The 13,702-nt window shown below is 54.6% G+C and carries 15 protein-coding genes and 1 pseudogene; 4 read left to right on the top strand and 12 right to left on the bottom strand.

What is annotated here, in order from left to right; all coding sequences use genetic code 11:
• Positions 1 to 39: 39 nt before the first annotated feature.
• On the bottom strand, positions 40 to 1,113 hold the full coding sequence (locus RZA33_RS06415; RefSeq protein ID WP_317507028.1) for a TRAP transporter substrate-binding protein: 1,074 nt from the start codon (positions 1,111 to 1,113) through the stop codon (positions 40 to 42).
• 261 nt (positions 1,114 to 1,374) lie between these two features.
• Between RZA33_RS06415 and RZA33_RS06410 the strand changes: the two genes are divergently transcribed.
• Together RZA33_RS06410 and RZA33_RS06405 are read left to right on the top strand one after the other, a co-directional pair.
• Positions 1,375 to 1,824 (top strand): MarR family transcriptional regulator, encoded by a 450-nt coding sequence (locus tag RZA33_RS06410; protein ID WP_317507027.1) that lies wholly within the window; start codon positions 1,375 to 1,377, stop codon positions 1,822 to 1,824.
• Positions 1,825 to 1,992: 168 nt separating this feature from the next.
• Complete coding sequence (locus RZA33_RS06405; RefSeq protein WP_317507026.1) at positions 1,993 to 2,424, top strand: organic hydroperoxide resistance protein; 432 nt, start codon at positions 1,993 to 1,995, stop codon at positions 2,422 to 2,424.
• Here RZA33_RS06405 and RZA33_RS06400 read toward each other — a convergent pair.
• Complete coding sequence (locus tag RZA33_RS06400) at positions 2,421 to 3,116, bottom strand: aspartate/glutamate racemase family protein (RefSeq protein ID WP_317507025.1); 696 nt, start codon at positions 3,114 to 3,116, stop codon at positions 2,421 to 2,423. The genes RZA33_RS06405 and RZA33_RS06400 overlap by 4 nt on opposite strands.
• A gap of 104 nt (positions 3,117 to 3,220) precedes the next feature.
• Between RZA33_RS06400 and yghU the strand changes: the two genes are divergently transcribed.
• A complete protein-coding gene (gene yghU, locus RZA33_RS06395; protein WP_317507024.1) occupies positions 3,221 to 4,081 on the top strand; it encodes a glutathione-dependent disulfide-bond oxidoreductase in 861 nt (286 codons plus the stop codon).
• Between the two features lie 99 nt (positions 4,082 to 4,180).
• Positions 4,181 to 4,426, top strand: coding sequence for a DUF2798 domain-containing protein (locus tag RZA33_RS06390; protein ID WP_317507023.1), 246 nt, complete (start codon positions 4,181 to 4,183; stop codon positions 4,424 to 4,426).
• A gap of 79 nt (positions 4,427 to 4,505) precedes the next feature.
• Here the strand turns inward: RZA33_RS06390 and RZA33_RS06385 are convergent, their stop codons facing one another.
• The 10 genes and pseudogenes from RZA33_RS06385 to RZA33_RS06340 form a co-directional block, all read right to left on the bottom strand.
• A complete protein-coding gene (locus RZA33_RS06385) occupies positions 4,506 to 6,614 on the bottom strand; it encodes a TonB-dependent siderophore receptor (protein ID WP_317507022.1) in 2,109 nt (702 codons plus the stop codon).
• A gap of 188 nt (positions 6,615 to 6,802) precedes the next feature.
• Positions 6,803 to 7,117: a DUF6693 family protein gene (locus tag RZA33_RS06380; protein WP_317507021.1), complete on the bottom strand. Its 315-nt coding sequence runs from the start codon at positions 7,115 to 7,117 to the stop codon at positions 6,803 to 6,805.
• 96 nt (positions 7,118 to 7,213) lie between these two features.
• Positions 7,214 to 7,735, bottom strand: a complete 522-nt coding sequence (locus tag RZA33_RS06375) for a DUF421 domain-containing protein (RefSeq protein WP_317507020.1) — start codon at positions 7,733 to 7,735, stop codon at positions 7,214 to 7,216.
• An 82-nt stretch (positions 7,736 to 7,817) separates the two neighbouring features.
• Positions 7,818 to 8,153, bottom strand: coding sequence for a hypothetical protein (locus RZA33_RS06370; RefSeq protein WP_317507019.1), 336 nt, complete (start codon positions 8,151 to 8,153; stop codon positions 7,818 to 7,820).
• A 59-nt stretch (positions 8,154 to 8,212) separates the two neighbouring features.
• A complete protein-coding gene (locus tag RZA33_RS06365) occupies positions 8,213 to 9,202 on the bottom strand; it encodes a lipid A deacylase LpxR family protein (protein ID WP_317507018.1) in 990 nt (329 codons plus the stop codon).
• 181 nt (positions 9,203 to 9,383) lie between these two features.
• On the bottom strand, positions 9,384 to 9,923 hold the full coding sequence (locus tag RZA33_RS06360) for a YaeQ family protein (RefSeq protein ID WP_317507017.1): 540 nt from the start codon (positions 9,921 to 9,923) through the stop codon (positions 9,384 to 9,386).
• 109 nt (positions 9,924 to 10,032) lie between these two features.
• Positions 10,033 to 10,650 (bottom strand): LysE family translocator, encoded by a 618-nt coding sequence (locus RZA33_RS06355; protein ID WP_317507016.1) that lies wholly within the window; start codon positions 10,648 to 10,650, stop codon positions 10,033 to 10,035.
• Positions 10,651 to 10,763: 113 nt separating this feature from the next.
• Positions 10,764 to 11,537, bottom strand: coding sequence for an enoyl-CoA hydratase-related protein (locus RZA33_RS06350; protein ID WP_317507015.1), 774 nt, complete (start codon positions 11,535 to 11,537; stop codon positions 10,764 to 10,766).
• 103 nt (positions 11,538 to 11,640) lie between these two features.
• Positions 11,641 to 11,750: pseudogene (locus tag RZA33_RS06345) on the bottom strand (3-hydroxyacyl-CoA dehydrogenase family protein); the annotation flags it as partial.
• A gap of 163 nt (positions 11,751 to 11,913) precedes the next feature.
• A complete protein-coding gene (locus RZA33_RS06340; protein ID WP_317507014.1) occupies positions 11,914 to 13,701 on the bottom strand; it encodes an acyl-CoA dehydrogenase in 1,788 nt (595 codons plus the stop codon).
• Position 13,702 lies beyond the last annotated feature (1 nt).

Raw genomic sequence — 13,702 nt, 5'->3', positions numbered from 1 at the left:
GGCACAAAGGCCTGCCCGTTGGCGCGCTAAACGGATAGCTTAGTTGCTGCTATCTTCAACAATTTGTTGGATATCGGCGATCAAATCTTCGCCAATACGCGGCGCCCACTCTTCATAAACCGGTTGAACGGCCTCTTGGAAAGCGGCTAGCTGTTCGTCATCAAGACGGGTAATTTGCATACCGCGTTCTGCTAACTGATCCCGTGACCAATCGTCGTATTCAGCCGAGAGCTGGATTTCATACTCTGCTGATTGACGCGCTGCTTCCTGCACCAGCTCTTGATACTCGGGCGCCATGCGGTCCCAGGTACGCTCAGAAAGCATCATAATAAACGGAGTGTAGACGTGGCGGGTTTCGGTGCCGTAATCCTGCACTTCGTGGAAGTTAGAGGTCAGGATGGTGCTCCAAGGGTTTTCCTGACCATCGACAACGCCTTGCTCCAGCGCAGAGAACAGCTCGCCAAAGGCCATCGGCGTGGGGTTGGCGCCCAGGGCTTCCCAAATTGCCAGGTGTACCGGGTTTTCCATGGTACGCACGCTTAAACCGCGTACATCCAGACCCGCCACATCTTCAGGGCTTGCTATCGGGCGAGCGCTGTTAGAAAGCTGACGATAACCATTTTCAGAGAAGGCCAAGGCTTTCAGCCCAGTACCGTCAAACGCATCGAGCATGCCTTGGGCAACATCGCTCTGCATAACAGCCACAGCGGCTTCACGGCTAGGCAGTAGGAACGGGAGATCAAAGGCTGCAAGCTCCTCTACATATCCCGTAGCCGCTGAGCTGGAGGGGTAGGTCATATCCAGCGTGCCGGTTTGCAGCATTTCCAGCATTTGCACGTCGTCGCCTAACTGGCTGTTAGGGAAAACGTTAACACTGATACGACCGTCGGTACGCTGCTCAAGGATCTCACCAAAGTATTGGCTGGATAGATATTGCGGCGAGCTTTCCGCCAGGCCGATGCCCATGCGTAGCGTATGCGAGCCGTGATCCCCCACTACCTCGCCATCAATTTCCGGCGGATCAGAGAGCTCTGGGCTCTGAGCATGAGCCATGCCGAAGGTCAGGGTAGTCGCGCCGACCAGGGTAAGTGTGCTGCGCCAAATCGCTGTCATGACGTTATCTCCAAATACTCGTTGTTGTTAAGGATGGTGCGTTGAAAAGTGGTCGCAATCGAAACCGCCGATAAACGCCACGCTGTCGCGTGCGGCTTACCGTCAGCGCCAGATTGTTACCGGTAACATCTTATAAGCGCAGGCTAGCTAGCTACGCTTTAGGTGTCAAAACAAAACTGTCAATTTACGACCATCGTCTAGGCCTAGTCACTGGCGCATCATCACGCTACATTAGCCTGCCTATTTTGTTTTGGAGCCGCTATGTCTGAGCAACCTTCTTGCAGTGAATTAGAGCTCGATAATCAGCTTTGCTTTGCGCTCTATTCAACGTCGTTGATGATGACAAAAGTTTATAAGCCACTGCTCAAAGAGCTTGGGCTTACTTACCCGCAATACCTTGCCATGCTGGTATTGTGGCAAGAAGATGGCATAACGGTAGGCACTATGAGTAAGCGTTTACTAACCGACCCGGGGTCACTGACGCCGCTGCTTAAACGCCTTGAAGCCGATCAACTGTTGAACCGAAAGCGCAGTTATCAAGACGAACGCGTCGTTGAGCTTTACCTAACTGAAAAGGGTCGAAACCTACGCGAACACGCTCACAACATTCCTAGCTGCGTGGTCAATGCAAGCGAGCAGTCTGTCGAGGCGCTCACAACGCTTAAAGAAGATTTGGTGCGTCTACGCGATAACTTACAAAAAAATCAGTAGTGCCTCGGATAATCACACAGGTAACAGGTTTCAACGCTATTTAGCTTGCGCACAAAATAAAGCTGCGCTAGGTTAATGGAGGTTTAGAATGCGTTGCAGGACGAGTAAAGCGTTAAACACGCCAATCAAACTACCTGCATATTCAATAAAGCTGACAGGAGATAGTGTATGTCTACATCGATCGAAAACGTTGTATACCGCGCACATGCGACCGCTACCGGTGGCCGTGAAGGTCAAGCCAAGTCATCCGACGGCGCGCTGGATGTTAAGCTCAGCACGCCTAAAGAGCTAGGCGGCGCAGGGGGTGATGGCACCAATCCTGAACAACTCTTTGCCGCTGGCTACTCAGCCTGCTTCCTAGGCGCATTAAAGCACGTGGCCAGTCAGGAAAAAGTCAAACTGCCCGAAGATACGCAAATCAATGGCCACGTAGGTATTGGCGCTATCCCAACCGGCTTTGGTATCGAAGTCGAGCTTAAAATTAGCCTACCGGGTATCGACAAAGACATCGCCCAGCAGTTGGTCGACAAAGCCCACGTTGTCTGCCCCTATTCAAACGCTACCCGCGGCAATATCGACGTCACACTGACGCTGGTTTAATTAGTTAATGCCCAAGCCACTGCTTTCTGCGCATGTAAAGCGGTGGTGTCATAAAGGGATACCGGCGTATCGCGCTGGCTCACCAGCATGGCGATTTCCGTACAACCTAGAATCACCGCCTGGGCGCCTTGGGCATAGAGTGAATCGATGATGGCCAAAAAGCGCTGCCGTGATTCATCGTCAATGCGGCCTTGGCAGAGCTCATCAAAAATCACCCGATGGATCGTATCGCGCTTAGGCTGATCGGGCACCACGACCTCAATACCGAAGTGCTTTTCTAAGCGGCCTATATAAAAGTCTTGTTCCATGGTAAAGCGCGTACCCAATAGGCCGACACGCCTAATGCCGTCGACGGTGAGCTGTTCAGCGGTGGCGTCGGCAATATGCAGCAGCGGTATAGTTATCGCCTGTTCAATAGCGGGCGCTACCTTGTGCATGGTGTTGGTGGCAATTAGCAGGCAGTCGGCGCCCGCGCGTTCAACGCGTTGGGAAGCATGGGCTAGCAGTTCGCCAGCGGCATCCCAATCGCCCTGTTGCTGCAACGCTTCGATTTCGGCAAAGTCGACGCTAACCATCACAATCTTAGCCGAATGGAAGCCACCCAGCGCCGCTTTGACGCCCTCGTTCAGGGCTCGGTAGTAGCCTTGGGTCGACTCCCAGCTCATACCGCCTAGCACGCCAATAACACGCATCCGCCACCTCTTTGGGAAAATGAGCTACTTTATTATCAGGCTAATCGCCAGCCATCCTGAGTAGCTGCGTTACCATCGATAAACTATTTATAGCGAGGAAACGAATGAGCGACAATACCTATACTCCACCCCGCGTTTGGAAATGGGAAACTGGCAATGGCGGTCAATTCGCCAATATCAATCGGCCAATTGCAGGCCCTACCCATGACCAGGCACTGCCGGTAGGCAAACATCCACTCCAGCTCTACTCCCTTGCCACCCCCAACGGCGTCAAAGTCACCGTGATGCTCGAAGAGCTGCTGGAACAAGGCATCGCAGGCGCCGAGTATGATGCCCACCTGATTCAAATTGGCGAAGGTGACCAGTTCAGCAGCGGCTTTGTGGAGGTGAATCCCAACTCCAAAATACCTGCGCTAATGGATCACTCGACCAATCCACCCCAGCGGGTGTTTGAGTCCGGCGCTATTCTGCTTTACCTGGCTGAAAAATTTAACGCCTTCTTGCCCACCGACCCAGCGACACGCACCGAATGCCTGTCCTGGCTATTCTGGCAAATGGGCAGTGCACCGATGCTGGGCGGCGGCTTTGGTCACTTTTATGCCTATGCACCGGAGAAGTATCAGTATCCGATCGACCGCTACACCATGGAAGTAAAGCGCCAGCTTGATGTGCTTGACCGACACTTGGCCGAAAACCGCTTTATGGCAGGCGATGAGTACACCATTGCCGATATGGCGATTCACCCTTGGTATGGCGCGCTGGTAAAAAATCGCGTCTACGAAGCGGCTGAATTCTTGGAAGCCCACACCTACAAGAACGTTATACGATGGACGGAAGAGATTGATGAGCGCCCCGCCGTTAAACGCGGTCGCATGGTCAACCGCACCTGGGGCGAGCCCCACGAGCAGTTGCATGAACGCCACGACGCCAGCGACTTTGAGCTTCGCACCCAAGACAAGCAATAACGACGCCTTCGCATTCGCTTGAGCGTTACCCCAAGCGGCCCATCACGGGCCGTTTTGCGTCATGCCGGGTATAAGCTTAGTCGTATGAAGAGGGACATAATGATTGACCCTAAATATAGTCAGCTGCTGTTTACCTTCTTAATGGCGCTGTTCATGTCAGGCGTTATGTCGCTGGTGATTACGCTTTACAATATTGGCCTTGTTGACGACATCATGACGATATGGCTGAAAGCCTGGCTGTTTGCTTTTATTGTCGCCTTTCCGGTGATCAATCTAGTGTTACCCATTGTCCGCAGGCTCGTCGCCCTGCTGGTGAAACGGCCACCCCAACGAGACGAACACTGAGTCATGTCAACGAAAAAGGGGCGTCATTCGACGCCCCTTTTGGCTTCTTTCAAGCCTCAATCACATACCTTGTGCACGCTTAGAACTGATAGCGCACGTTGGCCGTCACGTTGCGGCGCTCGCCGTAGCCACAGTCGCCGCCTTCGTAACGACACCAGGAGATGAACTCTTCATCGGTCAGGTTCTTGGCGTCCAGGCTGATATCCCACTGCCCCACGGTGTAGCCGATCATGGCGTCAAACAGCGTCTCAGACGGCACGACCGGTGAGCCACCGGAACCCACGTTGTCGCCGATGTAGCGCACACCGGCACCCAACCGCCAGTGGTTACCCATGTACAGCTTGTTCCACCACGACGCCTGCTTTTCAGCAACGAAGGGTAGCCGCTCTCCCGAATTGTCGTTGTCGGCGTTCATATGGGTGTAACCCAGCTGGGTTTCAAAGTCCTGCCAGCGCTTGTTGATCTGCAGCTCCCAGCCGTCGATCACCGCGCCGGTTTGCTCAACGCCCCCCGGCGTAGCCCCATCGCTGACCCGGTTTTCCTGGGTAATATCAAAATACGCAGCGCTAATCGCCAGCGACTTATCCGGTGACAGGTACTTGATCCCCGCTTCTTCCTGCTCGCCTCGCGTGGGCTCAAGCGCACTGGGGTTTGCCGTGCCGTCGGTGCCCAGGTTCATGGTGAAGGCTTCGGAATAGCTGACGTAGGGGGACAGGCCATTATCAAAGCGGTACATCAGCCCCAGGCGTCCCGTCGTCGCTTCCTGATCGCTGACCGAATCAGATCCAGACACCGCCAGCTCGCGGTTTTCCGCCCAGTCGTGGCGTAACCCGGCCGATACCACCACCGGGCCGACTTCGATATGATCCGCCAGGTAGATTCCTACCTGCTCGATTTCATTATCGGGCCGGTCTGAAGGATTCAGTGCATCTAGTTGAAGATTGCCGTATTCAGGGTTGTAAACATCTATGGTGCCGCCCTCTCCATACCCGTAATAGTAATTATCCTGCTCCCAGCGAGCATCCTGGCGGTCGATACCGGCAATCATATGATGCTGAGTATTACCCAATGCGAAATTGCCTTCCAGACGCGCATCCACGTTGAGTATTTGCGTCTCAGCATCGACGGTATAAATGGTCCGCGGCACTTCTCCATCAGCATTCGGGACACTTGAGATAGTCACCCAGTGCTCACGAGTTTCAGCGCTGGAGTCGGTATAGCGTGCCGTGGCGGAAAACGCCCAGTCGTGGTTCAACTGGTGATCGAAAAACAGCGTGGCCTCGGTTTTTTCGCGGTCATAGCGGTCCCAGCCCGGTTCACCGACAAACCGCTCCGAGCCGATAAAGCCCTGGGAACCCGGCGCCAGCGTGCCCGCCTGGGGCAGGAACTGCGCCGACACCTGGCCTTTATTCTCCTGACGATTGACCAGCAGGGTAATTTCAGTGTCGTCGCTGGGTCGCCAGGTCAGAGAAGGCGCCACCACATAGCCGTCATCCTCGACGTGATCCACCTGGGTATCGCTGTCGCGCTGCAGGGCCACCAGGCGATAGAGAAGCGTGCCGTCCTCGTTCGCCGCGCCGGTGACATCCACGGCCAGCTGCTTGCGGTTATGCGAGCCGTACTGCGCCCAGACCTCGCCGCTGCGCTCTTCCTCGGGGAGCTTGGACACCCCGTTGATAATGCCGCCCAGGTCGGCCTGGCCGTAGAGCATCGACGACGGACCTTTCAGCACTTCCAGGCTCTCCAGCGCATAGGGGTTGGTACGCACTGAATTGTAGGAACCGTAAAGCTGGCGTAGACCGTCCAGGTAGCGACCGGCTTCAATACCGCGCACCGAGGCCCCATCAATGCGCGTGTCAAAACCGTAGTTACCGGCGTAGACGCCAGGCGTGTAGCGAAGTGCGTCTTGAATCGTCTTACTGCCGGTATCCTGCATGAACTGCTCATCCACCACCGACATGGAGAACGGCTGCTCGTTTAACGGTACGTCCAGTTTGCCCACGCTGGGTTGTTTTTCCGCTTCGATATAGCCCATGGCATCCACCGCGGTACCTATGACCTGCATGGACTCCAGCTCGACGTCACTGGCGGGTTCGGCTTGCTGAGCAGCGACAAGCGTCGGCGTAATAAGAGACGCAAGCGCCACCGCACTGGATAGCTTGCGCACATGAAAGGCAGAATTTTGCATGTTAAGTTGATCCTGGAGCTAATATTAATAACAATGATAGTGATTTTTATTTGCGGATCAATATAAAGACTTGAAGATCGCCTGTAAAGCACTTGGCTGGACGCAAGAGGCGTAAAAGGAAAGCGCCGACAAGCGCGTACGCCCTGCCGGCCATAAGGGATTAACGAGGCAAAGTAATACCGTGAGAGTTATTCAACCCGCGAGTTATTCAGCGCGTAATTCCATACCCGGTAGAAGTAGAAAATATAACCTAGCCCGAAGGTAACTAGCGATATCAGCATCCACAGAATGATATGGCCGACATTGCTGAATAGATTGATATCGCAAACCATTTTTCGCTCGACGCCAGCCGCATCCACGACAGAGGTACGATTAATTACAAACCGCGAAAATGAATAGGGGAAGAAAAAGAGCGCTATCCCAAAGGTAATAATGCTCAGTATCACCCAAACAATCAGATGGCCAATAATATCGAAAATGGAAAGATCAGCTTTGATATTCACGTTGCATCCTTAAAATTAACAGTCGCGAAGAATACCACTGCTAGGCGAAAACGTGAATGGTTAAATTAATATAACTTAGGAATATAGCCAGTGACGTTAATGGAGCCCACGAACGTCCTCTAAACTCGAATGGCGACTCTGAGCCTGCCGCTTAACAACACTCAACGAACCATCGGTTTCTAACACCACCGCCTCTACCGCAGTCACGTCACTAAGCCCACTGCTGCGAATGGCCGAAAGAACTTCGTCTTGAGTAACGCGTGCTTGGCGCAGAGACGTTAACAAGAATTCCCCCTGATAGAGCAGCATCAAAGGCTCGCCAGTGACTAACCGGCGCACCCAACGAAATCGCACGCTCGTCCAGGTAATCACGAATTGAAGCGAAATCAGTAACGCTAACGCGACCGCCCCATCCAACAAAGCGACGTCTTTAGATAACAGTACGGTGGCCAGCGTAGAACCAAGCGCTACCGTTACGATTAAGTCGAAAGCATTCATTTTCGAAAGCGTACGATTGCCTGACAGGCGCAAAAAGAAAACGAGAGTGGCGTAGGCCAGTAGCCCCACAATTACAATACGTAATAAGCTGTCCCAGCTATTGAAAAAAACCAGTTCCATCGCCCTTTCTCCTAGCTCCCGAGCGGAATGTGAACATCAAACACCTCTATGTAGGCTAGCAGCCCTGCGTCTCTTGTATACACTAGGAAGATGCTGAGGGCTGGCTCGCCCACCACTGGGCGTAGGAACTATTGTCGGGCGCCAGGCCCCCTTCATCGGGAGCATTATCGTCCCACCATACCGGCCCGCGCTCGCCCAGCGCTTCTTTGGCGACCTGGACCGCGTCACGCGCCTCGCGCAGCGCGTCTGCGTCGTCTTGCTGTTGCGCCGTTCGCACCGCACGGCGTGCTTTCATCAGCGCCTTGATGTGGGTGCGTTTTTCGTCTTCGCTCAAGCGTGGATCGGTACAGCGCCATAAGCGATTTTTGGCCACAAAATAGCGACCATCAGGTGTCCGGGGATATGCTTTCCTGGCCATTAACGGCCTCCTCGGCCATCAGTTGCTTAGTCTCGGCAACAGCCTAGCGCGTTTTGCCATCAAAAACGTTTCGACAGCGTCAACGCACCAAATTTATCCTGCTCTTCCTGGCCATCGAATTCCCGCGAACGCTGCACTACGGCGTAGGTAACCTGCCAATCTTCCCAGGCCAACGCCAGCCCTGCTGAAACATCCCCCACCCACTCTTTACGCTCAACCGAGTGGCTATTTCTGAACGTATTACCGTCAAGCGTCAGGTTCTGGGCCATATAGTAGCCATCTACGCTGGCAAACAGGTACCACTGCCAGCCATCGTTTCCAGTCATATGGTAGCGGCTGCCCGGGCTGGGTGTCAGCGTAGGAATGCCGGGCGCTTCATCGCCCCAGCGCACGCTATACCCAGCGCTTGCGTAGGTATAGAGGTTACCCAAAGCGGCGCCGACGCTAGGGCCATGAGCAAACTGCTTGCCGAGCAACGCGGCGCTATTCCACCACTGGCGCCGCATAGCGACATTGACAATGGCTTCATCACCAAGCTGATTTTCCCACCCATTGGGACGATCACTTTCGGTCACCCGATGCACTTCCCGCTGAATACTGTCAGCAAGCGAAGACGGGCCTACCAAGCCAATATCCAGGTGCAGGTCGGTGGCCTGTCGCCAACTACCCCTCGGCACATCTTCGTAAAGCGAAAGCCCTCCGTAAACGAGCCCTGCGTAAGGGCGATCATCTTCAACCAAGCTACGCTGCTCAATATTATTCGGCGTATAGATCTGGTGTACCAGCCGGAAAGCGGCCATATCGGCGCTGCCGATAATACTATCGGGCAAGGCAGTGGCTAAGCGCTGTGTCCAGCTTTCAGCATTGGGTTCAAACGCCCAATTAAGTTCAAAACCGCTGGTATAATGGCCATCGTCACTACTGGCCATGCCATCATTGGTGTGTTGAACCGCCAGTACGTTATTGTCTGCTTGCACCATTGCGGGTAATAAACCAATAACGGCCACAAGTGGGAGCAGTGGCCACCGCGCAGGGGAGTAGCTGGTCATTACTCATTCCTTGAGTTGAGGGAGATAGAAGCGAGTCATTGAACATCGATTAACAACAAACATTGTTGATTGTATGTAATTATGCAAAAAGATAGCAAGCATATTTTTTTAGCTATCACGAGAAGATTAGGCCGCCCCTTACTACCCTCAAAAATGGTGGAATAAACAAAACTGCGAACGTTTAGCGGTCGCGTAATAGCCACTGCGGGGTGATTTCATGCTGGCCGTTTTCATCGGTGATAAACAGCGACCCTTCGCTGATCATCACCGCCCAGTTAATCGCCCGCGGCAGGTCTTTAGCAATAGTCGCCAGGGCTTCTTGTGGCAGACTCGCTACGTGCACATTTTTCAACGAAGCGACATTGGGCAGCACTTTGCTCTCCCAAAGATCCACCCGACCGTAGGCAAGCAGCGATACGCGCTCAGCCCGCCGTGAACACCAAGTAATCCGCTCGGCATCTGGTAAACCCACTTCGATCCAGTGCAGTAGGCGCCCGTCTAAGCTTTTCTCCCATAGCGCCGGTTCGTCTACATCGGAAAGCCCACGTCCGAAGGCAAGCGTCTCGCTGTACCACAACACATAAGCGAGCAAGCGCGCAGTCATGCGCTCTTCGGTCTCTGACGGATGGCGAGCCACGGTAAATCGCAGCGTTTCATACACCCCGCGATCTAGATCGGTCAGATTGATATCAACTTTGTAGGGCGTTGCACTAAGAGCCATGGAAGTGTCCAAACGAAAATTTGCGTCAGTGTACCCGATGCAGGGTGTCTTTGGGTGAGTTGCCAGGCAGGTTAAGCAGAATGAGATCTACTGATATAGTCAACCACTCTTAGCGTGCCGCCTGAGCCAGCGTATTACCGCCTAATCCCATTAATACGCCACCACCAATGCGCTGAATGAGCTGGGAGGAGCCATGGGATTTTTGTAACCACCCACGCAACGGGCTGGCCAACAGCACCACCACGACATCCGCAGATGAGAATAGCGCATTAGTGGCGATACCTAGCCAGAACAGTTGCCACGCTAGCGGCATAGCGCTCTCGGGTTGCACAAATTGAGGTAGAAACGCGACAAAGAAAAGCGCGGTTTTAGGGTTAAGTACCTCCACCAAAAAACTGTCACGCAGCACGCGTTTAGTAGTAGCCAGTGGAACGTCATCACCGTTGGCTCGGATACCCTGCTGCCATAGCCGCAGCCCCATCCAAAGCAAGTAAAGCCCACCGATGATTTTCATGGCGATATAGGCAGGCGGAATCGCTGCAAACAGCAGCGCCAGGCCCAGCGCGGCGGCAATAACATGAACGTAGCAGCCCATGTGCACACCCATGACCGCTAGCCATCCTGCTCGTCGTCCACGACCCAGGGTTTGCGCTGCGGTATACAGCATTGCAGGCCCAGGGAGATAGGCAAAACCCAGCGCGGCGAGGATAAACGCGGCCCATTGCATCGTGGCAACTCCGAAGAGATTAGTAGTGAGCCTGAGAATAAAACGGGGGTGACGCAAGCGCCACCCCCTCAATAAGTAAAGCTGGAGTGAATAAAACGGTTATCAATAAAAATCTAGAAATTAGCTTTACGCTTCTCGACAAACGCTGACATGCCTTCTTTCTGCTCGTCACCGGCAAAGCAGAGAGCGAATAGGCTGGTTTCCAACGCTAGGGCGCTGTCCAGGTCTTGATCCATCCCATCATGAACCGCCTGCTTAGCGTTGCGCACTGACTGTGGGCCGTTGCCTTTGAGCTGCTTGGCGAGCTCTTCGACGTAGTTTTCGAGTTCAGCCTGTGGCATTACCCGGTTCACCAAGCCGATGCGTAGCGCCTCCTGGGCGTCAATTTTTCGCCCGGTGGTGACCAAATCAATCGCCATCGCAGGGCCAACGCGGCGCGGCAAGCGTTGGGTGCCACCAAAGCCAGGGATCACGCCCAACTGTACTTCCGGTTGGCCAAACACTGCATTGTCGCTGGCTACCGCCCAGTCGCAGGCCAGTGCCAGTTCGCAGCCGCCGCCAAGGCAAAACCCGTTCACCATCGCGACCACCGGCACGGGTAACGTCTCTAGGCGTTTAATGGTACGCAGCGCCTGGCTGGCAAAAGCCCGTGCTTCTTCGGGTGTTTTATCACGCATTTCGGCAATATCCGCCCCGGCCACGAAGGACTTCTCGCCCGCGCCGGTAATCAGCACGGCGCGTAGATTGGGGTGTTTTTCAAGCGCGACTAAGTGCGCTTCCAGCGCGTTCAAGACTTCGCTGTTGAGGGCATTCAGCGCTTTAGGACGGTTAATAGTCAATCGGACCATCCCTTCATTATCAACCTTCTCGATCACTGCTTCGCTCATGGCGGGCTCCTTATTTGATTTGTTATTGAACATTAAAGTGAACACCGCTCAACCCTAGCGAACGCTTGGTTGAGTGGCAATCACTTCTTTATGCGACGTTCATTTATTTATAAAAATAAAACCCGCGGCCGCTTTTACGGCCAATGTATCCCGCTGCAACCATGCGCCTGAGCAGTGGGCAAGGGCGGTATTTGGGGGTCCAAAGCCTTCTTGAGTTCTTCACGCGGGCCAGACGTTGATATCTTCCCGTTGCGGTTTTGGGTAGCTCGCTGAACGTCGCTGCAGCGAGGTGTCGCTGTTTCAAGTGGTCGATTTAACAACCTTAAAACAGCACCGCCGCCTCTAGGGGCGGCGGTGCTAAGCTGAGAAAATAACGTTAACGAATCTCAAATTCGCTTAGGCACTGTATCCCCGCCTCAATGACCGCGAGCTGAGCACGACCTACCGGCAACCATTGGGTAATGGCAAACTCGGCGCTGCACATCTTGCTAGTATAGAAGGGATCGTCGCTGCCATTGTTAAGAGCGGCTTTTGCACTCAACGCCGCCTGGCCCATTTGCCAAGCGCACAGCACATGGCCCGCCAAGTTGAGGAACGGCGTGGCATAGGCCTGCACCGCATCTGCACCATTTTCAGGATCGCGGCCTTGTTCCAGCACAATTGCTTGGGCGGCTTTTAGATCTTCAAGCCCTGCGGCCAAGCCACGTCCCAACGCTTCCAGTGCAGGGTCGGCATTAAGCTGGTCCACGGTAGCGGCAACGTCGTGAAGCAACACGGTGAGCGCTTCGCCGTTGTCACGCTGGAGTTTACGCCCCGCCAAATCGAGCGCCTGAATACCGTTGGTGCCTTCGTAAATGGGCGCAATGCGCGCATCGCGCAATAGCTGGGCAGCGCCGGTCTCTTCCACGTAACCCATTCCGCCGTGTACCTGAATCCCCATGGAGGCGATATCCACCGCCTGATCGGTAGAGAAGCTTTTGATCACTGGAATCAGAATATCCGCTCGGTCCTGGGCGGTTTGACGGGCTTCATTACTTTCAGCGTGGCGGGCGGTATCCAGCTCGGCGGCACAGTACAACGCCAACGCACGCAGTGCATCGGTGCGCGAACGCATGGAAAGCAGCATACGGCGCACGTCTAAATGATCGCTGATACTGCATTCGGCGCCGCCACGTGTCTTTGGAGCACGCCCCTGACGACGCTCCAAGGCGTAGGCGAAGGCGTGCTGGCAGGCGCGCTCGGCCACGCCGATGCCCTGAATGCCAACTTTATGGCGCGCCTCGTTCATCATGGTGAACATGTGGTTCAAACCACGCCCCTCTTCACCGACCAAATAGCCGATCGCACCACCGTTTTCGCCAAAGCTCAGGGTACAGGTGGGCGAGCCGTGAATGCCTAGCTTGTGCTCAATGGAGGCGCAAGTAACGTCATTGCGTTCACCCAGCGAGCCGTCTTCATTGACGAGAAACTTGGGCACCAAAAACAGCGAAATGCCCTTGTTGCCTGCCGGTGCATCGGGCTTGCGGGCCAACACCAGGTGAATGATGTTATCGGCGGCGTCGTGTTCGCCCCAGGTGATATAAATTTTCTGACCGCTGATGCGGTAGTGGTCGTTTTCAGGCACGGCGCGAGTGCGCACTTGGGAGAGGTCCGACCCCGCTTGGGATTCGGTCAGGTTCATGGTGCCCGTCCAGCTGCCTTCCACCAGCTTGGGCAAGTAGGTCGCTTTGAGCGCATCGCTGCCGTGATTAGCCAGCGCTTCGATAGCACCGGCGGTCAGCATGGGGCAAAGGCCTAGCGCCATATTGGCACCGTGTAGCATCTCCTGCACCGCACTTGCGACCACCTCAGGCAGGTTCTGGCCGCCTAGCGCCTCAGAGACACCAATACCGTTCCAGCCACCTTCAACATACGCCTGGTAAGCCGCCGCAAAGCCTTCCGGCGTGGTCACACTGCCATCTGAGTGACGCTTAGCTCCCTGCTGGTCGCCGATCTTGTTAAGCGGCCCCCAGACGTCACCGGCCAGTTTTGCGGCCTCTTCAAGTACTGCTTCGACTAGGTCGGGGGTCGCTTCTTCAAAGCCCGGCAGGTTGAGCGAACGGTGCGCTAGTAGCTTTTCGAGCACAAAGCGCAAATCGCGTACCGGTGCGGCGTAATAGTTCATA

It is taken from the genome of Halovibrio sp. HP20-59 (assembly GCF_033052795.2).
Taxonomy (GTDB): domain Bacteria; phylum Pseudomonadota; class Gammaproteobacteria; order Pseudomonadales; family Halomonadaceae; genus Vreelandella.
The sequence above is the reverse complement of the archived record's forward strand: the minus strand, read 5'-3'. Positions and strand labels throughout refer to the sequence as shown.

Bases quoted from the DNA above. Each gene is read 5' to 3' on its own strand.
- RZA33_RS06340 (WP_317507014.1), bottom strand. From the start codon at position 13,701: ATGAACTATTACGCCGCACCGGTACGCGATTTGCGCTTTGTGCTCGAA.
- RZA33_RS06410 (WP_317507027.1), top strand. From the start codon at position 1,375: ATGTCTGAGCAACCTTCTTGCAGTGAATTAGAGCTCGATAATCAGCTT.
- RZA33_RS06370 (WP_317507019.1), bottom strand. From the start codon at position 8,153: ATGGCCAGGAAAGCATATCCCCGGACACCTGATGGTCGCTATTTTGTG.
- RZA33_RS06400 (WP_317507025.1), bottom strand. From the start codon at position 3,116: ATGCGTGTTATTGGCGTGCTAGGCGGTATGAGCTGGGAGTCGACCCAA.
- RZA33_RS06390 (WP_317507023.1), top strand. From the start codon at position 4,181: ATGATTGACCCTAAATATAGTCAGCTGCTGTTTACCTTCTTAATGGCG.
- RZA33_RS06375 (WP_317507020.1), bottom strand. From the start codon at position 7,735: ATGGAACTGGTTTTTTTCAATAGCTGGGACAGCTTATTACGTATTGTA.
- RZA33_RS06350 (WP_317507015.1), bottom strand. From the start codon at position 11,537: ATGAGCGAAGCAGTGATCGAGAAGGTTGATAATGAAGGGATGGTCCGA.
- RZA33_RS06360 (WP_317507017.1), bottom strand. From the start codon at position 9,923: ATGGCTCTTAGTGCAACGCCCTACAAAGTTGATATCAATCTGACCGAT.
- RZA33_RS06365 (WP_317507018.1), bottom strand. From the start codon at position 9,202: ATGACCAGCTACTCCCCTGCGCGGTGGCCACTGCTCCCACTTGTGGCC.
- RZA33_RS06355 (WP_317507016.1), bottom strand. From the start codon at position 10,650: ATGCAATGGGCCGCGTTTATCCTCGCCGCGCTGGGTTTTGCCTATCTC.
- RZA33_RS06405 (WP_317507026.1), top strand. From the start codon at position 1,993: ATGTCTACATCGATCGAAAACGTTGTATACCGCGCACATGCGACCGCT.
- yghU (WP_317507024.1), top strand. From the start codon at position 3,221: ATGAGCGACAATACCTATACTCCACCCCGCGTTTGGAAATGGGAAACT.
- RZA33_RS06415 (WP_317507028.1), bottom strand. From the start codon at position 1,113: ATGACAGCGATTTGGCGCAGCACACTTACCCTGGTCGGCGCGACTACC.
- RZA33_RS06385 (WP_317507022.1), bottom strand. From the start codon at position 6,614: ATGCAAAATTCTGCCTTTCATGTGCGCAAGCTATCCAGTGCGGTGGCG.